Here is a 24,415-nt window from a genome sequence, read left to right as displayed (position 1 = left end):
TCCTGCGGAGCTGAACAGCTTCAAAGAAGATGAATTGACGACTCCAGAAGGAGATTTATAATCCCACTGAAGTTTTCTATTTGTTAGAGTAGGTAACCCACACTTATAGACGTGGAAAACTTTCCTTCTGAAATGTCCTTAAAAGACGTCCTATTTATAGATTTTAGAATAAAAATTAAACAATAATTGTTTTATTTTTAAAAATATGGTTAATAATTATAAATGGGTACCATAACTATTAACTTTATAAAAAAATATTATAATAAATACAATATAATATATCAATGAAAGTTGATTATATATGAACAATTATATATAATAGAGTGTAGGATAAAAATCATAATATATATAATAATATTATTAGTATTATACGAGGAGGAATGTAAATGAATATAGACGTAAACACGCCAACAGATGACCTGTTAAAAACATGGGCTATGTATTCACAAAAGCTTATCTACACTATGCTTGAAAAAGAAGAACTTGATGAATTTAAAAAAATAAAATTAGTCCTAGTAACAAAAGGAATTATTAATTTAGAAATACATAATGTTTATGACAAAGAATATATTTTGCACTACACTAAGCAAGGCGGTATATTTAAAAAGCAAATAATGTTAGATAAATAACTAACTTAGAATAAAATTTTTTAAGAAAATGACTAGTGATTATGCTAGTTATTTTCTTATATTTATATATTGAAATTTTAGAAGGAGAATGATGTTATGAAACTAAAAGTAGCATTTATATGTGTTCATAATTCTTGTAGATCACAAATGGCAGAAGCGCTCGGAAAGATATTTGGGTCATCTGTGTTTGAAGCTTATTCAGCAGGTACTGAAACTAAGCCCCAAATTAACCAAGATGCGGTAAGAATAATAAAGAATTTATACAATGTAGACATGAATGAAACTCATGCATCAAAATTAATAGATGATATACCAGAAGCTGATATTGTAATAAAAATGGGATGTAATGTATCATGTCCAATTATGGCACACAAGTATGAAGAAGATTGGGGTCTAGAAGATCCCACTGGGAAAGCTGATGAAGAATTTATAATAGTGGCGAAAATAATCGAAGAAAAGGTTAAAAGCTTAAAGAAAAGAATAGAAAATAACGAAATTGATCTAACAGCATTAAAGATGATAATTTAATAGCACCGTAGATGATGATTTAAGGTTGAGAAATTACTTCTCAACCTTTTTTATATAATAATTGGATATAATCAATTGTTATATGGTATAATTATATTTAACTAGAGTAAAGGTAACCATGGTTAATGTATTTATTAGGAAATTACAAACATTTTATTATTTTAACGACATTTCAAAAGGGAGGCTCCCACTTCTATAAGTGGAAGTTACGTACCCTAACAAATAGAAAACTTCAGTAGGAGTATAAATATCCTTCCGGAGTCGACGATTCATCTTCTTCAAAGATGTTTAGCTTCGCAGGAGATGATTTAACGTTTAGTATGATAAGAAAAGTGTTATAAAATATATAGTTAAATAAAGAGAGTGGTGTTTATATAATAAGCGGCGCTTTGAAATATAATTTTATTAAAAATATAAAAGAAAAGGTAGGTGAAAAACCTGATTTATGGCTAGGTAATAGGAAGAGAATACTTGGAATAGTAAGTTAATATTAGTATAGTGGTACTGACCTAAGTAGTTGAGTCCTGTGATACTGTCATTATGTTTAGTCGACAAAACGAAAATATTGGATGGATAGATTGCCAAATATTTAGGAATCAGGGAAGTATTGAATAATAATTATAAAAGTAAAGGTAAAAATAAAATTAGAGTTATTCCAATAGGTGGACTTGGAGAAATTGGAAAAAATATTACTGCGATAGAATACAAAGAAGAAACTATCATAATAGATTGTGGAATAGCATTCCCAGACGTGGATATGTATGGAGTGGATTTAGTAATTCCTGATATAACATATCTTTTAGAGAATAAAGATAAGATAAAAGGGATTTTTCTAACCCATGGTCATGAAGATCATATAGGCGCATTACCATATGTTTTAAAACAAATGAATGTTCCAGTGTATGGAACACGTCTAACGCTCGGACTTGTAGAAAATAAGTTGCAAGAACATGGAATATTGGCAGATTGCACCCTAAATGTAGTAAAATCGGGAGATATTATAAAGCTAGATAAAATCAGTGTAGAATTTATAAGAGTTAGTCATAGCATAGCAGATGCCTGCTCCATTTGTATACACACGCCTATTGGTAGAATTATACACACAGGTGACTTTAAGATAGACTATACTCCAATTGATGGAGAAGTTATCGATTTAGAGCGATTTGCAAAATTAGGTGGGCAAGGAGTACTACTACTAATGGCTGATAGTACTAATGTAGAACGCCCTGGATTTACTATATCTGAAAAAGTAATTGGAGAAACTCTAAATAAAATATTTTATAAGGCAGAAGGCAGAGTAATAGTAGCTTCATTTGCATCAAATATTCATAGAATACAACAAATTGCTAATGCTGCAGTTTCGAATGGAAGAAAAATAGCATTTAGTGGAAGAAGCATGGAGAGAATTTCTGAAGTAGCTATGAATCTCGGATATTTACATATACCGCCGGAAGCTATAATTACTGTATCAGATCTTCATAATTACCCTGATGATAAGGTAACAATAGTAACTACTGGTAGTCAAGGTGAACCGCTAGCTGCATTAACAAGAATGGCATCATCAACTCATAGAAGTATCCAAATACAAAAAGGTGATTTGATTATTTTATCTGCATCTCCTATTCCAGGGAATGAAAAGTTCATATACAATGTTATAAATGAACTATTCAAAAAGGGAGCTAATGTAATATATAATACTACAGAGGAAATTCATGTTTCTGGGCATGCGTGTCAAGAGGAATTAAAATTAATCCATACGCTAGTTCGTCCTAAATATTTTATGCCAGTTCATGGTGAATATAGACATCTTAAACAACATGCGTTGCTTGCAGAGAAATTAGGAATGGATTCTGAAAAGATTTTTATTGCAGAAACAGGACAAATATTAGAAGTATCCCCAAGCGAATGTAGAATAGCAGGAAGAGTTCAAACGGGAGCCGTAATGGTAGATGGACTTGGAGTAGGGGACGTTGGGAATATTGTTCTTCGAGATAGAAAGCATTTAGCAGAAGAAGGTATACTTACCGTGGTAGTTACTATAGAAAGAGAAACTTATAGTATAGTAGCAGGACCAGATATAATAACTAGAGGGTTTGTATATATGAAAGAATCCAATGAACTTATTAATGAGGCCAGAGACATTGTGAGAAAAGAATTAGAACAGTGCTTAAATAATAAGATTAAAGAGTGGGTAGTAATAAAAGCTAGTATCAGAAACGCTTTAGGCCAGTTCTTATATATAAAAACTAAGAGAAGACCTATAATTATACCAATAATAATGGAAATTTAAGAAAACTAAATTTTTATGTTCTTTATTTTTAACGATATTTCAGAAGGAAGTCGCCCACTTTTATAAGTGGGCGTATAAATCTCCTTTTGAAGTCGTTAATTCAGCTCCGTTGCAGCTGTTCAGCTTCGCAGGAGATGATTTAAATAAGTAAAAAAGTATGTATTATAATAATACATACTTTTTTTTATATACTTTTTGTTAAAGTCGAATAAAATGTTGACAGATTGCAAATACTTGGATATAGTATAAAGGTAAATGCAAATCATTTGCAACAAGCAACAATAATATAACAGCACTACAGGTGAAGGTTTAAGGAGTGAAAAAATATTGAGAAAAATTATTAATGCCATACTTTTAACATGTATGATAGGTACATTAGTTGGGTGTTCAAATGCTACAACCAGTAAGCAAAGTGACCAGTCAAAACTACAAGTGGTAGTGTCTTTTAATCCATTAAAGGGATTTGTGCAGGCTATTGGAAAAGATAAAGTAGAAGTGAGAACAATAGTACCGGAAGGTTCTGAACCACATGAATTTGAACCGAAAATAAAGGATATGGAAAACATAAGTAAAGCTAGTTTGTTCGTCTATACGGGATTTGGAATGGAATCCTGGGTAGATAAAACTTTAACGGCTATAGATAATAAAAATTTAGTTGTAGTTGATTCATCTATTGGGGTAAATCCAATAAAAAACGAGGGCGAAAAAGTTAAGGAGTATGGTCAATATGATCCACATATATGGCTGAGTCTAAGAGAAGCAAAAATTCAAACTAAAAACATAAAAGAAGCATTAGTTAAGGCTGATCCAAAAAATAAAGATTTTTATGAGAAAAATTTCCAAGAATTCTCAGGTGAACTTGATAAGCTTTATAACGAATATAAAGTAAAATTTGATGCGGTAACAAATAAGAATTTTGTTACAAGTCATGCTGCTTTTGGGTATTTGTGCAGAGATTTTGGTTTAAAGCAAAATAGTGTAGAAGGTGTATTTGCAGGAGGTGAGCCTACCCCTCAAAAATTAAAGGAGATAATAGATTTTTCCAAGAAAAATAAAATAAAAGTTATTTTTATGGAAGAACTTGCAAGTGCAAGAGTATCTGAAGCCATTGCAAAAGATTCAGGTGCTAAGGTGCAAAAAATATACACAATAGAAAGTAATGAAGGAAATAAAACATATATAGAGAGTATGAAAGAAAATCTATCCAATATATATAATAGCTTAAAATAATAATTAACCCCATCTTAGATTAATTAAGGTGGGGTTAATTAATTTTAATTTCTTAATGTTATCAGCAGATAACCTTATATACTATTTGATGTCTATAGTCTATTGTTTGTTCCTATTGTATAATTAAACTAACAAGAATTTAATATATAATTACAAAATTCACTGTTTGAAAAGTAGCACCTTTTATTGTAGAAGTTATGAACAAAAGCTCTAGTAAAAGGTCAGGCATAGAAAAGCTTGCAGGGGAATTAGAAATAAAGCCACATGAAATTATATGCATAGGGGCTTTAGGGAATGATAAACAAATGATTGGGTATGTAGGACTTGGAGTGGTAATGGGGAATGCCTTTGTGGAAATTAAAAAAAACGCTGATTATGTGATAATTGATCAGTTCTATCTTGGGATAGACAAGTTCTATCAAAAATAATATTAGCTACATTATGTATACATTATATATAGTAAGGTGGAGATACTATGTTTGCAGAGGAAATTGTAGAAAAGACAAACGTAGAGCTTACATAAAATGAAAGCGGGGTATAAATCTATGAAAAAAATAAACTTTGCGATAATAGGATATGGTGGTATAGCAAAAACTCACTTATTAGCAGTTTACGACGCTAACGTAAGGTTTTCACTCCCTTATGAGTTAAATTTAACACATATTGTAACTAGAAAGCCTACAAACATACCCATAAGTTGTGTGAGAAATGTTACGGACATTGAAGAGGTCCTTAAGGATGAACAAGTTCATTTTATAGATATATGTACCCCGAATGATTCACATTTTGATATTGTAAAAAAAGCAGCTGCGTATGGAAAAGCTATTTACTGTGAAAAGCCTCTAGCAACGAATATTTTTGATGCTATGGAAATGGAGAGACTTGTTAAGAAAAATAATATAATAAATTCTGTAGCCTTAGTTTATAGATTTATGCCCGCTCTCTCTCTATTAAAAAGAGAACTTGAAAAAGAGACCATAGGGAAGATTATAGATTTTAAAGTTAGAACTTATCATGACAGTTATTTAAATGAAAAGAAAAAGGGCACTTGGAGAACTGGGAAAAATTCTGGCGGAGGAGCACTACTGGATTTAGGTGTTCATTTAATTGACATGATACAATTTACTATGGGAGATATAGAAGAAGTAGAAGCGAAGACTAGGATTTATTTTAAGGAAAGAGCAGAGGTTGATGAAATTGCAAATTGTGATTTTACATTAAAAGATGGAACTTTCGGAAGTCTAGAGGTTTCAAGAGTATTTACTGAAAGAGAACAAACAGATGATTTCGTAGTTTATGGTAGCAAAGGTAGTATAAAAATTAATTTTAATAATCCTTATGAAATTGAAATATATAGATATGAAAGTAGCTCAACAGAAATTAAAAATGTAGCATCAGGAGATAGTCTATTAAAATATTATGCTGACAAAAGGAACTCCCTAGGATTTTTCCAAAATTGTCATACAGCTTCACTTATAAATTTTGCTAATAAAATTTTTAATAATTGCGAAGGTGGCATTGATGGCGATTTCTCAGATGCATTAAAATGCCAGAGAATAATTGATAAGGTGTATGGGAGATAGGCATTAAACCACTATAAACAAAACGGGATACTTAAAAAGCATAACATTTAATACCGCGCTACGTAGAAAAAAAACTGTTTTTGTGATATATTTATTAGCATATAGGTAAAACTTACAAGGTATGTGAGGTATACAAGGTATGAGAAGCATACAAGATATGATTAGCATAAAGTATGCTAGATTAAAAGGAAGGTGTCAAATATGGAAAATAAAACGACTTCATCAAATTTTATAAGAAATATTGTTAAGGAAGATATAGAAAGCGGAAAACACAAAAAAATAATTACTCGTTTTCCACCAGAGCCAAACGGATATTTGCATATTGGGCATGCAAAGTCAATTATTTTAAATTTTGAATTAGCAGATGAATTTAAAGGTAAGACAAACTTACGTTTTGATGATACTAACCCAGCAAAAGAAGACAAAGAGTACGTTAAATCTATAGAAGAAGATGTAAAATGGCTTGGATTCAAGTGGGATGATTTATTTTTTGCATCAAACTATTTTGATGAAATGTATAAACGTGCTGTATTATTAATAAAAAAGAATATGGCTTATGTGTGCGATCTTACAGCTGAGGAAATGAAAGAGTACAGAGGTACTTTAAGAGAGCCAGGTAAAGAAAGTCCATACAAAAATAGAACTGTGGAAGAGAACCTAGATCTATTTGACCGTATGAGAAAAGGTGAATTCGTTGATGGATCCAAGGTTCTAAGAGCTAAAATTAATATGAGTTCTCCTAATATAAACATGAGAGATCCAATAATTTATCGTATATCTCATGCGGTGCATCATAATACAGGAGATAAATGGTGTATTTATCCTATGTATGATTATGCGCATCCAATAGAAGATGCAATTGAGGGTATTACACATTCGATTTGTACTTTAGAATTTGAAGATCATCGTCCATTATATGATTGGGTAGTAAATCAATGCGAAATGGAAAGTAAGCCAAGACAAATAGAGTTCGCAAGATTAAATATAACAAATACAGTAATGAGTAAAAGAAATCTTAAGCAATTAGTAGACGAAGGAATTGTAGATGCTTGGGATGACCCACGTATGCCAACTATAGCAGGACTAAGGCGTCGTGGCTACACACCAGAAGCTATACGCAATTTTTGCAGAGAAATTGGCGTTGCAAAAGGTAACAGCACTGTAGATGGACAAATGCTAGAGCACTTTATAAGAGAAGATTTAAGTCCAAAGGCGCTTAGAACTATGGCAGTTTTAAGACCATTAAAAGTAGTTATTACAAATTACCCAGAAGCTCAAGTGGAAATGCTTGAAATTGAGAATAATCAAGAAAATCCAGAAATGGGAACTCGCCAAGTCTCATTCTCAAGAGAAATATATATAGAACGAGAAGATTTCATGGAAAATCCACCTAAGAAATACTTTAGATTGTTCATAGGTAACGAAGTAAGGCTTAAGGGAGCATACTTTATAAAATGTAATGAAATGATTAAAGATGCTGACGGAAATATATGTGAAATTCATTGTACTTATGACCCAGAGACTAAGAGTGGTAGTGGATTTACAGGGAGAAAAGTTAAAGGAACAATTCACTTTGTAGATGTAGTAAATGCAGTGCCTGCAGAATTTAGGTTATATGAGCCTTTAATTTTAGATGAGAAGCAAGAAGAAGGAAAAACTTTCATAGATCAAATAAATCCGGATTCTATAGAAATATTACAAGGGTTTATAGAACCAAATATGAAGAATTCAAAACCACAAGATAAATTTCAATTCTTCAGACATGGATATTTTAATGTAGATTCTAGATACACAACCGATGATAAAATAGTGTTTAACAGAATAGCATCTTTAAAAAGTTCATTTAAAATTAATAAATAAAAGTTAATAAAAAAAGCAAGTACAAGATTTTATCCTGTACTTGCTTTTTTTAATTATAATAGCTTAGTTTCTATTTCTTCTTTAATTCTTGAAATAAATGAGTCTAAAGAAGTTGCACCTTCATCACCATTTTTGCGGCTTCTAACAGAGACTTCATTTAGTTCTGCCTCTTTTTCACCAACTATTAATAGGAAAGGGGCTCTTTCATTACGAGCTTCACGAATCTTGTAGCCAATTTTTTCTGCTCTAAAGTCTGCAGAGGATCTGATTCTTGATTCCTTAAGCTTTGCAACTACCTTTTCTGCATAATCATGATATTTTTCAGAAATAGGTAATACCTTAACTTGTAGTGGTGCAAGCCAAGTTGGGAAAGCACCAGCATATTTTTCGATAAGCATTGCAAGTGTTCGCTCATAGCAACCAATAGAAGTTCTATGGATAACATATGGACGCTTTTTAACTCCATCTTTATCAATATAAGTCATGTCAAATCTATCTGGCAGTGCGAAGTCAATTTGCACTGTAATTATAGTATCTTCTTTACCATGAACATTTTTGAATTGAAGGTCAAGCTTAGGACCGTAGAAAGCAGCTTCACCGATAGCTGTTTTATAATTTATTCCTAAGTGATCTAGTATATCTTTCATCTTCGATTCAGTTTCTGCCCAAGCCTCAGGGTTGTTAATATACTTATCTTTATTTTTTGGATCCCATTTAGAGAATCTGTAAGTAATATCATTTTCGATTCCAAGTGTTTTCATTACATAGTTAATTAAATTTATAACATCTTTAAATTCTTCTTCTAATTGCTCAGGGGTAACAACTAAATGACCCTCTGAAATAGTGAACTGACGTACTCTCATAAGACCATGCATTTCACCTGAAGATTCATTTCTAAATAAAGTTGAAGTCTCCCCATATCTAATTGGAAGGTCACGATAACTCTTTTGATCTGCATTATAAATTGTAAATTGGAATGGGCATGTCATTGGGCGAAGTGCCATGACTTCTTCATTTTTAGATTCATCACCAAGGACAAACATTCCATCTTTATAATGATCCCAGTGACCAGACATTTTATATAAATCGCTCTTAGCCATAAGAGGAGTCTTAGTTAAAACATAACCTCTTTTTTCTTCCTCATCTTCAACAAAACGTTGTAATAATTGGATTACCCTTGCGCCATTAGGCATAAGTAGAGGCAAACCTTGACCTATAACATCTGATGTTGTAAAGAATTTTAGTTCACGGCCAAGCTTGTTATGGTCTCTTTTTTTAGCATCTTCCATCTTCTCTATATGAGCATCTAAATCGGATTTTTTAGTGAAGGCAGTTCCATATATACGGCTAAGCATCTTGTTTTTCTCGTTACCTCTCCAGTAAGCTCCTGCAACTTGAGTAAGTTTAAATGCCTTTACATACTTTGTAGACATTAAATGTGGTCCCGCACAAAGATCTGTAAATTCGCCATGTTTGTAGAATGATAATTTTGCGTCAACTGGTAGGTCTTCAATTAATTGAACTTTGAAATTTTCATCTCTTTCTTCCATAAAAGCAATAGCTTCATCTCTTTCAAGCTCGAATCTTTCTATTGGAAGATCTTCTTTAACAATCTTTTTCATTTCTACTTCGATTTGTTTAATTTCATCTGCTGAGAAAGAATCTTGTTTATCAAAATCATAGTAGAAACCCCCATCTATAGCAGGTCCGATGGCAAGTTTTGTACTAGGGAACAATCTCTTTACTGCTTGAGCTAAAATATGAGTAGCACTATGCCTAAAGGCTTTTTTACCTTCTTCGCTATCAAAAGTTAATATACTAACATCGCAGTCCTTAGTGATTTTATAACGTAAATCTACGATTTCATCATTAACCATTCCAGCACAAGCAACTCGTGCAAGGCCCTCACTAATATCTTTCGCAATTTCAATTACAGTCATTTCAGATTCATAAGTTTTAATTGAACCATCTTTTAATTTAATGTTTATCATATGTATTGCTCCTTTCTTTTATCTTATAGGGTTAAGTCATATTTGAGAAATAACACTAGCATAAATATTATGCGCAATTCTTTAAACCTATATTTTTATAAAACAAAAAAAACCCGTCCCAATTCTAATTATAGAATTGGGACGAGATTATAATTTCCCGCGGTTCCACCCAAATTGTTTATAAAATAAACCACTTAATAATTATAACGGAATTACCGGACTTTATTGAAGTCACTCAGAGGCAGTCTTCAGCCAATTTCATTTAAGAATACTTCCAGCTAAGGTATCCTTTCTCTGTAAATGTGCCATGGCTTACTTTTCTCTTCGTAGAATTAAATTATTATATTTATATTAATTATAGCACTTGCACTAAAGATGTCAAGGTAGCAAATAAAGTTATTTAGGCGTTTTCAACAAAATAAATAGTAGGTAAGATTTTCTATTTTACTACTTTAAATTGTGGTGGATAAGTATTTTCAGAGAGTACATCAAAGATGAAACCTTGATTTGTAAGACCCTCAATAATTTCAGGTAAGGCTTCAACTGTTGTGGTTTTTGGATTTAAATCATGCATTAATATAATGGCGTGTTTAGTCCGACTAGATTGAGTTAAAACTGATTCTATAATCTTATGTTTGTGCTGACAAAAAGCGGAAGCATCACTAGAATCAACATTCCAATCAAAGTATTTATAACCATCCTTATTCATTTCACTAATTACAGTGTTCATTATTTCCATGCCACCGTAACTGTGACTAATAGTATTATTAGAGCCACCAGGATATCTTAAAATATGACTAGGCTTTTTACCTGTAATTTCAGTAAGGAACGAATCTAATTTTTTTACGTCTTTTTTAAAATTATCTGGCGATGCATAAATACTATTATAATCATGACTGTAAGTGTGATTAGCTAAAGTGTGCCCATCGTCAGAAATTTGTTTATACAAAAATCTTGATTCAGGGTGACCATTTACAAAAAAAGTAGCCTTAATATTATATTTTTTTAGGACTTTTAAAATTTGTAAAGTGTTGCTAGATACCCCGTCATCGAAGGTTAAATAAGCTATTTTAGTATTATCTAATTTGGATTTATATAAGACTTCATCCTTTTTGATAGTACTTTCGAGGATCTTATTTTGTGATTTTAACTTCTTATTGTCCTCATGAATCTGAGCTATTTGATGCGACAATAAACTATGTTGATGTTCACTTGAAACTACGGTTACTTGGCTAACTGCGACTCCTAAAAACGAAGTAATGCATAAAGTAAAAATAGAAATTTTTACTATTAGGAGTTTTAATGAGTGCTTTTTTTCTATGATTGAAATTCTCATAGTAATACCTTCCTTTTTTATATTCATGTACATATATTATCTATATCAATTTGTAATAGGTTTAACGACATTTCAGAAGGAAGTCTCCAACTTCTATAAGTGGGAGTTACACCCCCCGAACACACAGAGAACTTCAGTGGAAGTATAAAGCTCCTTCTGAGGTCGTTAATACTTCAGCTCCGAAGGAGATGAGTTAAACCTATTAACTTTTTCTGAAACGCTAGAAGCTGTTTCAATCAATTGATAATTTGTCTTTGTTAAAGTCTGATTTTCACCTTTTAGAGAATCAAATTCGATTCTTAAAGATTCAATTTTGAGTTTATTAGCATTTATTTTACTGTTATTAAAAAAATAAAAAAATATTGAATTTAAAAATAGGACACTAACAAGCATTATGGAAATAATATTTTTCTTTTTCATTCTTATTCTCCTTCCTTGTAAAACTTACCAATCGACAATATTATACACTGCAATGTGTTATAACTCAACTTCTGCATTAATAAATAATGGATTTTTTTAATAAATAAGGTAATGTTTTTGCAGACAAAGTGGGGGACGGTTAACAATTATTAATATAATTGTTAACCGTTTTGTCAGGTTTCACGAGAAGTTTATTTTATGTAATGTTTCCCAATTGCATAAAAATGGACAATTTTCATAACAAATACATAAAACTGTGGTATATTTCTTAGGAAGTTATAAATTCTAAACAAATGAAGGGGATGTACTAATGAAGAATGCATTAAGAAATCTTGCAGTTATGATGATATTAATTTTTAATTCAAACGTAACTGTATTAGCTGTTGGACCAAATGCAGAGGTGCAGAAGAATGACTCATTATCTAAAATTGAAGGACAAAGAGAAAAAATCGAAATGAAAATAGAAGAATTTGATAATGAAATTCAACAAAACATGGCTAAAACAGAAGAGAATAAAGATAAAATATCTAAAACTGAAAAGGCAATTGAAAGTGCCGCAGTGGAGATTAATCAGGTTGAAAAAGAGGCTGAAAAAGAACAGAAGGTATTTAATAGTAGGATGAGAACCATGTACATAAACGGGTTTAATGGATATGCGAGCATAATACTTGATTCAGAGAGTTTCGGTGATTTTGTATCAAGAGTAGAAAATATAAAAACCGTTATAGAATATGATATAAAAGTAATGGATGAGTTTGAAGATACCAGAAAAGAATTAAATGAAAAACAGCAAAATTTAAACAAGACAAAGAAGGTATTATTGAGTTTACAAGTAGAAAATAAGCAGAAGTTAAATAAGATGATTGCAACTAAAGAATCACAAAACAAATTACTGGCTGAGCGAAATAGCAAGGAAAATCTTCTTCCAGGAGGGACAAGCAATCCACAAATATTAGCAACTAAAAACATAACAAAAGCAAAGGAAGCATCACCTCAATTTACACCTTCAAGAGGCGCAGCTACTCCATCAAGTAATGCTGTAATAGCCTATGCTTCTAACTTTCTTGGCACACCATATTTATGGGGCGGTACATCGCCATCGGGATTTGATTGCTCAGGATTTACGCAATATGTATATGCACATTTTGGAATATCTGTAGGAAGGACAACCTTTGATCAGATAAAGGATGGCGTACAAGTGTCTAGAAATAACCTTCAATCTGGAGATTTGGTGTTCTTTGGAAGTGTTGGTAATCCGCATCACATGGGTATTTATGTAGGGAATAATACATATATACATGCTCCTAGTACAGGAGATGTGGTTAAAGTTTCAGCTATGACAAGATCAGATTTTATATCAGCTAGACGAGTGAAATAGAAAGTACATAATTAAAAATAGTAAAGCATAAAATTTCTCCTTTGCGCCGTGCAAACGAAAGAGAATTTTATGTTTACCATACAACATAGTGGGGACGGTTAACAATTATTAGTTATAATTGTTAACCGTTTTTGAAGTTTTACGAGGAGTTTATTTTCACAAAATAATTCCAAATTGATAATCTTCACAACAACTACATAAGTTTTTGATAAATTTTTTCTATGATTATAATTTACTTTATCATATTACAAATATTAGTATCCATGATTACTAATAGCTCTTTATTAACCTTTGAATAGGATGAATATTGAATTTATGGTATTTTTAAAGACATTTTATTTGGATATCTTTATATTAGGATGAGTTTCGGTTATCATAGTAATAACAGCATTAGACAATTGATTTTTTCTTGCAGAATTTCACTTTCATATTATAATTCCTTTATATATCGATTATGCTAAACCTTAGGGGAATATAATAATGATCGGAATTTAATTTAAACAAGTAGGGACGGTTAACAATTATTTGTCTTTTAATTGAAGAAATAAGTGGGGACGGTTAACAACCTTTTAGCTTTTATAATATAAAAATGTGTAACTATCAACTATTAGGATTAAAGAAGGGGTAATTAAACATGGATAATATATTGATTATTGAAGATGAAGAAAAGGTTTCAGAAATATTAAAAGCATATCTTGAAAAAGAAGGATATAGAGTACATTGCACCACAAAGGGACTGGAAGGCATAAAACTTTTCGAAAAAATTGAATTCAGATTAGTTATTTTGGATCTAATGCTACCGGACATATCTGGCGAAGAGGTGTGCGGTGTGCTAAGAAAAATTTCTGAAGTGCATATATTTATGCTTACGGCAAAGGGTACATTAGAAGATAGAATACAAGGATTAAACCTTGGAGCAGATGAGTATCTTGTTAAGCCTTTCAGCCCGCGAGAACTAACAGCAAGAGTAAATGCTTTATTTAGAAGGATTAATGTAAATAAGTTTGAAACAAAAGTTTATAATAATGGAGATTTAGAAATTAATTATGACAAAAGAATAATTAAGGTACGCGGGACAGAAATAGCTCTTACACCAAATGAATTTGACATAGTGCATATTCTTTCATCTAACAGGGGAAAAGTATTCACAAGAGAGCAGCTTATTGAGAGAATAATGGGAATAGATTTTCAAGGTTTTGATAGAACGATAGATGTACACATTAAAAATATACGTAAAAAAATAGAAGAAGACAGTAGAAATCCTAAATATGTAATAACCGTAACTAGAATTGGTTATAAATTTGGTGGTGATTAATTTATGAGAATCATAAACTTTATGCGAAGTATAAAATTTACGCAAAGCATAAGAAAAAGGTTAAGTATTATTTTGGTATGCACCTCTATATTAGCGCTTTTTTTGTCTACACTTTTGGTGAATATAACAATATCAAGAACCTTCAACAGGTACTTAGTCGAAATACAAAATAAGAGGGATATTAGAATAGTAAAATATTTAGAAGAAGTATATAAAAAAAATGGTAAGTGGTCAGAAACTTCAGGAATAGAAATTATGCATGAAGCCTATATGAGTAGATACTGCCTTACTCTTAAGGATGAAAATAAAAAAGCCGTTTGGGGAATGAACGCTAATGACATAGTTAACAATACTAATATCACTATGCACGTCAAAAATGAAGGGGTTTATACTACAAGTACCTTTGAAATAAAATCTAAGGACAAGATTGTAGGATACATAGAAATAGGGCAATACGCACCAGTTCTATTATCCAAAGAAGATGTGGATTTTAAACTCTCAATAAATAAGAGTATTATTTTAAGTGTCGTACTTTCAATTTTAATAACAATATTAATTAGTCTTTTTATTTCGAAGCAATTCTCTACTCCGCTTAGGCAAGTTTCAAAGATTTCAGTCAATCTTTCAAATGGAAACTATAATGCAAGGGCAAATGATAAGAGTAGCATTTTAGAACTTGAAGATTTAAGAAATAGCATAAATACACTTGGAGAAAAGCTTCAGCATCAGGATGTCCTTAGAAAGAGGTTAATATCAGATATATCTCATGAAGTCAGAACGCCTCTTAATATTTTACAAAATAATTTTGAAGCTATGATTGATGGTATTTTCCCCGTAGATAATGAAAGATTGACTTATCTTAATGAAGAAGTTATTAGATTTGGAAAGCTTATAGACAACTTAAATGCATTAAAAGAGGTTGAAGGAGAAGAAATAGCATTAAACACGGAGAAAATTTCTTTGAAAGATATCATTTCTTCAGTTGTAAAAGAATTTGAATTAATAACAGAAAATAAGAATATTAACATGACCTTAGAGTTAAACACAAGTAAACAATGCAACATTTTAGGAGACAGAGATAAAATAAAACAGGTAATTATTAACTTGCTTTCAAATGCAGTTAAATTTACTCCCAAGCAGGGGAAAATTGATATTGCTTTAAAAGAAGCTGATGAAAAAGTAATATTAAAAATAGAAGATACAGGCATTGGTATTAAGGAAGAAGACTTACCTTATATATTCGAAAGGCTCTATAGGGGAGATAAAAGTAGACATGAAATGGAAGGCTCAGGGATAGGTCTCACTATTGTACGCAATATATTAACCCTTCATAAAGCAAATATAGAAGTGGAAAGTAAAGAAGGCGCGGGTTGCGTTGTAACTGTAAAATTTAATGGGGCTTTGTGATTAACCTCAAGAAAATAAAAAGTGGGGACGGTTAACAAACAATTAAACAAATGGTGAAATAGATAGGGACGGTTAACGAGTAATGAAAAGATGCATGTTTAAAAAAACATGTATTTTTTCATTGTTCAGCATATTTAAGAGAACTTGTTTTAATAATTTTATCTTTTACATTAATAGAAGATCATATTTATGTATGCTTGTCCAAGTATATTTGAATAAAATAACCATATTTTATTCTCTGAAAAATTTTCGTTTATTACAAATGGCTAAGCATAGGATTTAATAAAATCACCTATAATATTTTCGTATTTTTCGTCTGTTCCAATTAATTCTATACCGATAGTGCTTAATTTTGATACTCTAGCCTGCGTAATGTTCCCAAGTGTGTTAGATATATCACAGGATTTAAAGTTGCAGAGGCTTCTCATTAGAACAACTGTTAACGCTTTTGCTTTTACAAGTTTTCTGCTGTACTTCATATAAAGATGAACCTTTGATACGTTTAGTTTTGACGCTATAAATTCGGCTATATCCTCTGGTTTAAAGTTTCTTATAAGTATTTTCCTATCACTTTTATACTCTGTTTTTTCATCTTCGAATTCAAAATCAATTTCTTCTTTCAGCTTTTCTTCGTTGTCTCTAAAAACAAGGTTATAGTAATTTTTCCTTGCACTTTTAAGGCTATTTCCAAAAAGACTCATAATAAATCCATAATCAATTAATTTAAAAGAATCACGTCTTTTCCCTAAGAATATTGCTAGACTAGAAAATGCATATTTTTCAGGACAATCCTTATATTCCACTATGGCTGTAGGATTATTGTGTGTATATAGCGATAAGGTCTTTAAATACCTTTCATTAGCAACTATTATACTCTTAAACCTATCTCTAAAAAGATGACCTTCCCTTTTATGTTTTTTATTAAAATACATTGCATAAGAAAAATTTATTCCATGCATTACTTTTGATATGTCTGATCCGTTAGCATCAATTATTAAATGTAAATGGTTATTCATTAGGCAGTACCCATAAAGTTTAAAATCATATAGGATCTTATATTTTTTTATAAGGGATAAATACTTTTTCTTATCATCAGAATCCTTGAATAAATCTACCTCAGTGATACTTTTGCACATAATATGATATATAGATTGTTCACTTTTTAATCTAAAAGTTCTTGACATAAAAAATCATCCTTTCTCATAAGCTTTTCTTAAAATTATTGCCTATGGGTCAGGATGATATTCATATTCTAAAGTCAATAGTTTAAATAGTTGTTAACCGTCCCCGGTGTTGTGAACTTTTCTTTTTTTATTTTAAGTGACGATTTTAGCTTTAAACACATAATATAAAGCAAAGGCACATTAAAATAAATAACAAATCAGTATACGAGTCTATTCTAGCATAGTCTATTTTTCGTTATCTTTACTTGTTTTTTATTCTTGTGGGTCATAAGACAATATCAAGGCAGGTGAAAAAATGGAAACCTTAATAGTAAAACTAACAGAAATTGCAGTAGGGAAAAAAGTGCAAGTGGTAGAATTGCTCTCGGAAGGTTTATCAAGACAACGAATGCTGGATTTAGGGATAGTGCCAAACACCACTATCCACGTACTTAGGCAGAGTCCTTTTGGAGATCCAACGGCATATCTTATAAGAGATACTTGTATTGCACTGAGAGAAGAAGAAGCTCAAAATATTATAGTAAGAGACATAGAATTGTAGCTATTAGAATACAATGACTGTTAAATGTCATCTCAGGGCTAAATAGTTATAAATATAAATATTAATAGAGAAAGGAGAAAAAATGGGGCTAACTTACAGTTCTAGTAATAAGCAGGGATTAAAGGATCTTTTTAATGTAGAGAAATTAAAAGAAGAAGATTATGTCATTGCACTTGCAGGAAACCCAAACACGGGAAAGAGTACAGTGTTCAATGCACTGACTGGACTTCATCAGCATACAGGAAATTGGCCGGGCAAAACCGTTGTAAACTCCCAAGGGAAATATGGTCATAAAGGCACAGACTTTACTATTGTGGATTTGCCAGGCACTTATTCTCTTCTTGCAAGTTCTGTCGAAGAAATAGTAGCTAGAGACTTCATTTGCTTTGGAAAGCCAGACGTAACAGTGGTTGTTTTAGATGCCACGTGTATTGAGAGAAATTTAAACTTGCTTTTGCAGGTGATTGAGATTACTGATAAAGTAATAGCTTGTGTAAATATGATGGATGAGGCTAAAAGTAAAAACATAAGTGTAAATATAGAAGCTTTATCAAAGGAATTAGGTATACCGGTGGTGCCAACTACTGCAAGAAGTAATATAGGCATGAATATTTTAAAAGATACCATATATGATTTATGCACTAATAAAATTCATACCTGTCCCGTACAAATTCAATATCCTAAAAGTATTACGCAGCAGCAGCAACAGCTCACCCCAATGATTATCTCGATTTTTAAGGACAAAATTAATGCTAAATGGCTTGCATTAAGACTTCTAGATGGAGATGAATCGCTTTTAAATTCTATAAGCAAATTTTTAGGTTATGACTTAAGAAGTAATTAATAGGGAGGTGTAATTGTTGAATCTAAAGGAAGACGCAAATATTAAGGCGATTCTAAAAAAATCAAAACTTTTTAGAACACAAAACAATGAAAACATAAGAGACACCATTGTAGAAACTATTTATAAAACGGCGGAGGATATAACAAGAAAAACTGTTGTAAAAGACACTGAAAGGTTATTGTTTCAGCAAAAAATTGATGACATAGTTACCTCTAAAAAAACGGGTATCCCAATAATGATACTACTGCTAGCGGTGATATTTTGGCTTACAATTCAGGGAGCAAATTATCCTTCACAGTTTTTGTCAAAATTCTTGTTTTGGATAGAAGCAAAGATCAGTTTATTCTTTATCTATATACAAGTTCCCCTTTGGCTAAATAACCTTTTAGTACTAGGAGTATACCGAACTTTCGCCTGGGTAGTAGCCGTAATGCTTCCACCTATGGCAATATTCTTTCCTATATTTACACTACTTGAAGATGCTGGATATCTGACTAGAATATGCTTTAATTTAGACCATTCTTTTAAAAAAGCTTGCTGTCATGGAAAACAAGCACTAACTATGTGTATGGGGTTTGGTTGCAATGCTGCCGGGGTAATAGCCTGCAGAATAATTGAGTCGCCAAGAGAGAGGCTTATAGCCATTGTAACCAACAATTTTGTACCCTGTAATGGTAGATTCCCAACTCTTATAGCTCTATCAATGGTGTTTGTAGGAGTGAGTATAACGCCTGCTAGTAGGTCTGTTATAGCTGCACTGATGGTAGTGCTTTTAGTGCTTATAGGTATAGGGATTACATTACTAACATCCTATACATTATCAAAAACAATACTAAAAGGTATGCCCTCAAGCTTTACATTAGAGATGCCACCCTATAGAAAGCCTCAACTCGGAAGGGTATTATATACATCTATAATTGATAGAACCATGTTTGTGTTGGGAAGAGCTATAATGGTAGCTGTGCCCGCTGGTGCTATAACCTATATTCTTGGCAATGTCATGATTGGAGATATAAGTATACTAGCCCATGCAGCAAATTTTCTAAATCCCTTTGCGAATGCCATAGGTTTAGATGGCTTTATTTTGATAGCCTTTATTTTAGGATTTCCAGCAAATGAAATTGTGCTACCTATTCTTTTAATGGCATACTTATCTAAAGGATCCATGCTTCAATTTGAAAGTATAGATCAGCTTAGGGAGATTTTGCTAAACAATGGGTGGACATACTTAACACTCATAAACACAATGTTATTTTCACTATTGCACTTTCCGTGCGCCACAACAGTATGGACTATAAAAAAAGAAACCGGAAGTATAAAATGGACAATATTATCTGTATTAATGCCCACAGCCATTGCTATAATCATATGCTTTTGTACCACCAAAATTTATAGGATTTTCATGTAGTCAAAACAAAACCTTAAAACAAAACCTTAGGGACAGTTAACAACTAATTGAACTTTAGTCTGGTCAAAACCCCAGGGACAGTTAACAACTAATTAAACTTTAGTCTGGTCAAAACCAGAGGGACAGTTAACAACTAATTGAACATTAAACTGTCCCTCACAAGTATATATGAAAAAAATAAAGACTTTTGTTTTAACAAATCTTGCGAATTTGCTAAAACAAAAGTCTTGTTCCAAGTAAATCTTGCACCAAACCGGGCGTAAGCCAGTATGTCGATTTGATGTATAAGGCAAAGCCTTACGAACTACTCCCTTTCATTTTAAAGTAAAGATTATATTGATAAATCACTAAAAGGGTACCGTTAATGACTTCAGAAGGATAAATAATTAATTAATGGTTATTAACTATTGTTGAAATAATAATAAGCACAATTGGATCCAAGGAGGAATTCATTCTGAAGTGCCATTAAGGTATCCTAATATATTATATGTGCAAAAGGATAAGTTGTTACAGATATTTATACTATATGTAAAATTTATCCTAAAAATTATTATTAGCTGTTTAAAATGAATAGGAAGTAATGTATAATGTTATCAAATGGTAATTATTTGGAAGGTGGGAGTTAAAATGACTTATATAAAAAAATATGAAGAATGGTTAAATAATAAATATTTTGATGAAAAGACTCGAGAAGAATTAAGGGCAATATCAAAAGACAATAATGAAATTCAAGATAGGTTTTACATGGACTTAGAGTTTGGAACTGCAGGTCTAAGAGGAAAATTAGGTGCGGGACTTAATAGAATGAATTTATACATAATTTCAAGAGCAACGCAAGGGCTTGCGGATTATATTAAAGGTTATGGACAAGCATATATGGATAGAGGTGTAGCAATAGCTTATGATTGCAGACATTTTTCACTTGAATTTGCAGCTACAGCATCACAAGTTTTAGCAGCAAATGGAATAAAGGCTTATTTATTTGAGGAATTAAGGCCTACTCCAGAACTATCTTATGCAGTAAGAACGTTAGGTACTGCTGCAGGAATTGTTGTGACTGCTAGCCATAATCCTAAAGAATATAACGGATACAAGGTATATTGGGAAGATGGTGCCCAGATCTTATCATCTACTGCAAATGGTATAACAGAAAAAATTCAGAGCATTACAGATTTTAGTACCATAGAAATCATGGATCTTGAGGAAGCTAAGGAAAAAGGATTAATAGTAATGCTCGGGAAAGCAATGGATGATGAGTATATGGAGAAAGTAAAGGGACTAGCTTTAAGGGATAACATAGATAAAGATATAAAAATTGTTTATACACCTCTAAATGGTACTGGAAATATGCCTGTACGAAGAGTACTAAAGGAAAGAGGTTTTACTAATATAATAGTAGTACCAGAGCAAGAAAACCCAGATCCAGACTTTACAACCGTTGGATACCCAAACCCAGAGAATGTAAAAGCCTTCAAATATGCCCAGGAACTTGGTAAAAAAGAAGGGGCAGAGTTATTAATAGCTACAGATCCGGATTGCGATAGACTTGCTATAATGGTCAGAGATAAAAATGGAGAATATGTTGCCTTCAATGGTAATCAAACAGGGGCTATATTAATAAAATATGTTATAGAAGGGATGAAAGAAAAAGGCACGCTTCCTAGCAATGCGGCCATAGTAAAATCGCTAGTAACAGGGGATTTAGGCAGGCAAATAGCTAAGAAATATGGCGTGGAAACCTTCGAAGTACTTACAGGATTCAAAAATATTTGTGGTAAAATCAATGATTTTAAGAAAGATGATAGCCATGAATTTATATTTGGATACGAAGAAAGCATTGGGTATGTAGCTGGGACTTTCGTTCGTGACAAAGATGCAGTGATATCTTCCATGCTTTTATGTGAAGCCGCAGCCTACTATAAATCACAAGGGAAAACTCTAATAGATATATTAAATGAGATATACGAGGAATTTGGATATTATAGAGAAAACCTAATATCTCTAGTTCTAGAAGGCATAGAAGGACAAGAAAGAATTTCTAGAATGATGGAAGAATACAGAAAAGATAATCCAAAGACAATAGGCACTGCGAAGCTTACTAAATATATAGATTACGATATAGAAAAAGCTTATGACGTAATTAATGGTACAGAAGAATCTAGTGGAATTCCAGTATCTAATGTACTTAAATTCTACTTTGATGATGAGAGCTGGTATGCTGTAAGACCTTCAGGTACAGAACCAAAAATTAAAATATACATGTATTCAAAGGGAGAAACTTTAAAAGCTGCAGAAGAAAAATTGGTAGAAATGAAAGATATAATTATGGAAAAACTTCAAAGTACAAAATAAACATAAGAAACATATAATATATTAAAGGGATTCATGCATTGCGCTGAATGCATTCGGCTGCACTGCATGGATTCCTAAATACAACTAGATTTATCCCTAATGAATTTACAGTTATACTTGTCCCATAAAGGCTGACGAGAAATTTAAAATAGAATTTCAATAGTTTTATAGAGGCAACAATTAATAAATTGAGAAGGGGAATTTCAGTATGAGGATATTTAATGACATTTCAGAAGGAAAGTCTCCAATTTTTATAAGTGAGAGTTAATCACTCTAGCAAAAATAAAACTCCAGTGGGAGTGTAAATACCCTTCTGAAGTCGTTAATATGCAGCTCCGCAGGAGATGATTAATTTAGTAGTGATTATAATATCATTAATTTTTGTTGGGCTAGGTTTTAGCTTAAACTATAATGTTTTTAAAAAAATTAATGAATATAGTTTGAAATTCAAGGTGTTTTTTAGTCCTCAATTTCAGGAGAAATTAAATGAAAATTATACAAGTGCGGTTAAAATAATTGGAACAAGTGACATAGCATTAGGAGTAATGCTTATAATTTGGGTGTTTTTATTTGCAGCATTCCCTAACACTTTTAAAAATAATAATATTAGTTGTATTGTAATTGGTATTTTATCAATTATGAATCAGATTATATTAAATCTGAAACTTAAGAAGATAAAATAAACAATATTTTATATTGTTTCATAATTATTGTGGGAAAATTTATTGGCTTGTCGGAAATAGACAAACCAATTTTAGTGGTTTTTAAATTTAAAGATATCTAATTTTTAAATATTACCAGGTTACGATTGCTTATAATTTGCATTATGATTAGTAGGCAAATAAACCATAGTTTATTATGCATAAATGTAATATTATGACAAAGTTGAAAGGAGTGAAATTATGAGTGATACATTTATTTTGGTACTTATAGTAGCGGGAGTAGTGGGAGTAGTGTTAAATATATCAAGTACATCAAATACTATTAGTATGATGCGAGTTGACATTGCGCAAATGAAGAGAACTTTAAATATGATTGCGGATAAAGTTGGTATTCCGAGTGAAATAGGACTGCCGGGTGAAATGCGTGTGTCAGATGAAACAATGGCTGAATTAAAAAGCCTTATTTTAGAAGGCAAAAATATCAAAGCAATTAAAAAATATAGAATGGCTACTGGAATAGGGCTCAAAGAAGGCAAAGATTATATTGATGCTCTAAGTGAAAAGGAATTAAAATAGGTAATTTACACGTCTATTATGTTTCATAATTATTAGGGGGAAATTATTGGATTGTAATAAATAGACAAGCCAATTTTAGTATCTCATTCTGATACAAAGTTAAAGGATTTTAAGATTAGGGAAGCGATTTATATGTAATAATGTTAAAAATTTGAAATATATACTTAATTTTTGTATAATATAATAAAGACATAATGATTTAATAAATTGAAAGGAGTAGTTGTTTATGAAAATTTTTAATAAAACATATTTGGGTATTATTTTAGGCACTATTATAGGAATTATAAATGTTTTACCGATGATATTGCAAAAGGTAGCTTGGGATGCTAATATATCAACTTTTTTGACTTGGGTTATAGTGGGCTTCTTTATTTCGACAACAAAGTTGAATTTCCATGGAATTATAAAAGGAATTATTATTTCTATACTTATATTTACCCCCTCAACTATTTTTGTAATAGAATCTAATTTAACAGGAGCAATTTGGACTATAGTAATGACATTGATTTTCGGTGGTTTACTAGGGTATTTAATTGATAAACGTGAAAAACAACAATTCGTGAATTTGTAAAATATTGATTAAAGGAATCCTAAAATGGATACTTTAAAATTGGCATATTATCAACACTATGATTAAACATAGCCTAAATTTTAAATTTTTGAACCAACTCATTAAGTTTTTGTGCAAGCTGTGCTTGATTTTGTGATGCTTGTCCAATTTCATCTGACATGGAGCTTACAAATTCTCCATCCGCGCCATATTGAATGCTATTTACAGTTTCACGGATTGTTCTGCAAGTCTTCTTACTTTCTCAGCAACTACTTAAAACCTCTCTCCGTCTATTACATAAGCATAACTATTTTTAGCACTATATTTTTTA

Annotated in this window: 21 protein-coding genes and 1 other annotated feature; of the genes, 17 read left to right on the top strand and 4 right to left on the bottom strand. The window is 31.5% G+C overall.

Features of this window, described 5'->3' with window-relative positions; translation table 11 throughout:
• Positions 1 to 386: 386 nt before the first annotated feature.
• The 7 genes from ACWJKS_RS16845 to ACWJKS_RS16815 all read left to right on the top strand — a co-directional run bounded on the left by ACWJKS_RS16845 (position 387) and on the right by ACWJKS_RS16815 (position 8,120).
• Positions 387 to 629: a hypothetical protein gene (locus ACWJKS_RS16845; RefSeq protein WP_165413837.1), complete on the top strand. Its 243-nt coding sequence runs from the start codon at positions 387 to 389 to the stop codon at positions 627 to 629.
• Positions 630 to 725: 96 nt separating this feature from the next.
• Entirely contained in the window at positions 726 to 1,157 is a 432-nt protein-coding gene (locus ACWJKS_RS16840) for an arsenate reductase/protein-tyrosine-phosphatase family protein (protein ID WP_220286312.1), read from the top strand.
• 607 nt (positions 1,158 to 1,764) lie between these two features.
• Complete coding sequence (locus ACWJKS_RS16835; RefSeq protein ID WP_165413835.1) at positions 1,765 to 3,447, top strand: ribonuclease J; 1,683 nt, start codon at positions 1,765 to 1,767, stop codon at positions 3,445 to 3,447.
• Positions 3,448 to 3,771: 324 nt separating this feature from the next.
• On the top strand, positions 3,772 to 4,677 hold the full coding sequence (locus ACWJKS_RS16830; protein WP_462961092.1) for a metal ABC transporter substrate-binding protein: 906 nt from the start codon (positions 3,772 to 3,774) through the stop codon (positions 4,675 to 4,677).
• A 185-nt stretch (positions 4,678 to 4,862) separates the two neighbouring features.
• Positions 4,863 to 5,105, top strand: coding sequence for an HAD family hydrolase (locus tag ACWJKS_RS16825; RefSeq protein ID WP_462961091.1), 243 nt, complete (start codon positions 4,863 to 4,865; stop codon positions 5,103 to 5,105).
• A gap of 117 nt (positions 5,106 to 5,222) precedes the next feature.
• A complete protein-coding gene (locus tag ACWJKS_RS16820; RefSeq protein WP_462960081.1) occupies positions 5,223 to 6,260 on the top strand; it encodes a Gfo/Idh/MocA family protein in 1,038 nt (345 codons plus the stop codon).
• 201 nt (positions 6,261 to 6,461) lie between these two features.
• Positions 6,462 to 8,120, top strand: coding sequence for a glutamine--tRNA ligase/YqeY domain fusion protein (locus ACWJKS_RS16815; RefSeq protein WP_216302407.1), 1,659 nt, complete (start codon positions 6,462 to 6,464; stop codon positions 8,118 to 8,120).
• 53 nt (positions 8,121 to 8,173) lie between these two features.
• On the opposite strand, the gene thrS is transcribed toward ACWJKS_RS16815, so the two are convergent.
• From thrS to ACWJKS_RS16800, 3 genes are all read right to left on the bottom strand, one after another.
• On the bottom strand, positions 8,174 to 10,111 hold the full coding sequence (gene thrS / locus ACWJKS_RS16810) for a threonine--tRNA ligase (protein WP_165413831.1): 1,938 nt from the start codon (positions 10,109 to 10,111) through the stop codon (positions 8,174 to 8,176).
• Positions 10,112 to 10,245: 134 nt separating this feature from the next.
• Positions 10,246 to 10,448: a binding site (T-box leader), on the bottom strand.
• A gap of 102 nt (positions 10,449 to 10,550) precedes the next feature.
• Positions 10,551 to 11,447: a polysaccharide deacetylase family protein gene (locus ACWJKS_RS16805; protein ID WP_462960080.1), complete on the bottom strand. Its 897-nt coding sequence runs from the start codon at positions 11,445 to 11,447 to the stop codon at positions 10,551 to 10,553.
• Positions 11,448 to 11,612: 165 nt separating this feature from the next.
• On the bottom strand, positions 11,613 to 11,867 hold the full coding sequence (locus ACWJKS_RS16800; protein ID WP_462960079.1) for a hypothetical protein: 255 nt from the start codon (positions 11,865 to 11,867) through the stop codon (positions 11,613 to 11,615).
• Between the two features lie 310 nt (positions 11,868 to 12,177).
• On the opposite strand from ACWJKS_RS16800, the gene ACWJKS_RS16795 reads away from it, so the two are divergent.
• From ACWJKS_RS16795 to ACWJKS_RS16785, 3 genes are all read left to right on the top strand, one after another.
• On the top strand, positions 12,178 to 13,245 hold the full coding sequence (locus ACWJKS_RS16795) for a C40 family peptidase (protein ID WP_462960078.1): 1,068 nt from the start codon (positions 12,178 to 12,180) through the stop codon (positions 13,243 to 13,245).
• Positions 13,246 to 13,879: 634 nt separating this feature from the next.
• Entirely contained in the window at positions 13,880 to 14,560 is a 681-nt protein-coding gene (locus tag ACWJKS_RS16790; protein WP_165413827.1) for a response regulator transcription factor, read from the top strand.
• Between the two features lie 3 nt (positions 14,561 to 14,563).
• A complete protein-coding gene (locus ACWJKS_RS16785; RefSeq protein ID WP_462960077.1) occupies positions 14,564 to 15,967 on the top strand; it encodes a sensor histidine kinase in 1,404 nt (467 codons plus the stop codon).
• A gap of 266 nt (positions 15,968 to 16,233) precedes the next feature.
• Here the strand turns inward: ACWJKS_RS16785 and ACWJKS_RS16780 are convergent, their stop codons facing one another.
• Positions 16,234 to 17,151, bottom strand: a complete 918-nt coding sequence (locus ACWJKS_RS16780; RefSeq protein ID WP_165413826.1) for a transposase — start codon at positions 17,149 to 17,151, stop codon at positions 16,234 to 16,236.
• A 295-nt stretch (positions 17,152 to 17,446) separates the two neighbouring features.
• Between ACWJKS_RS16780 and ACWJKS_RS16775 the strand changes: the two genes are divergently transcribed.
• The 7 genes from ACWJKS_RS16775 (at position 17,447) to ACWJKS_RS16745 (ending at position 24,105) form a co-directional block, all read left to right on the top strand.
• Entirely contained in the window at positions 17,447 to 17,692 is a 246-nt protein-coding gene (locus tag ACWJKS_RS16775; RefSeq protein WP_165413825.1) for a FeoA family protein, read from the top strand.
• 82 nt (positions 17,693 to 17,774) lie between these two features.
• Positions 17,775 to 18,536 (top strand): FeoB small GTPase domain-containing protein, encoded by a 762-nt coding sequence (locus ACWJKS_RS16770; RefSeq protein WP_216302412.1) that lies wholly within the window; start codon positions 17,775 to 17,777, stop codon positions 18,534 to 18,536.
• Positions 18,537 to 18,549: 13 nt separating this feature from the next.
• Positions 18,550 to 19,944: a nucleoside recognition domain-containing protein gene (locus tag ACWJKS_RS16765; RefSeq protein ID WP_462960075.1), complete on the top strand. Its 1,395-nt coding sequence runs from the start codon at positions 18,550 to 18,552 to the stop codon at positions 19,942 to 19,944.
• A 627-nt stretch (positions 19,945 to 20,571) separates the two neighbouring features.
• Positions 20,572 to 22,296 carry a phospho-sugar mutase gene (locus ACWJKS_RS16760; protein ID WP_462960074.1) on the top strand — a complete coding sequence of 575 codons (1,725 nt, stop codon included), beginning with the start codon at positions 20,572 to 20,574 and terminating at the stop codon, positions 22,294 to 22,296.
• A 344-nt stretch (positions 22,297 to 22,640) separates the two neighbouring features.
• On the top strand, positions 22,641 to 22,979 hold the full coding sequence (locus ACWJKS_RS16755) for a hypothetical protein (RefSeq protein ID WP_268064062.1): 339 nt from the start codon (positions 22,641 to 22,643) through the stop codon (positions 22,977 to 22,979).
• Between the two features lie 219 nt (positions 22,980 to 23,198).
• A complete protein-coding gene (locus tag ACWJKS_RS16750; RefSeq protein WP_220319792.1) occupies positions 23,199 to 23,534 on the top strand; it encodes a 50S ribosomal protein L7/L12 in 336 nt (111 codons plus the stop codon).
• Between the two features lie 226 nt (positions 23,535 to 23,760).
• Positions 23,761 to 24,105, top strand: a complete 345-nt coding sequence (locus tag ACWJKS_RS16745; RefSeq protein WP_462960073.1) for a hypothetical protein — start codon at positions 23,761 to 23,763, stop codon at positions 24,103 to 24,105.
• Positions 24,106 to 24,415 lie beyond the last annotated feature (310 nt).

The sequence above is a fragment of the Clostridium sp. CM038 genome (assembly GCF_055081105.1).
The sequence above is the reverse complement of the archived record's forward strand: the minus strand, read 5'-3'. Positions and strand labels throughout refer to the sequence as shown.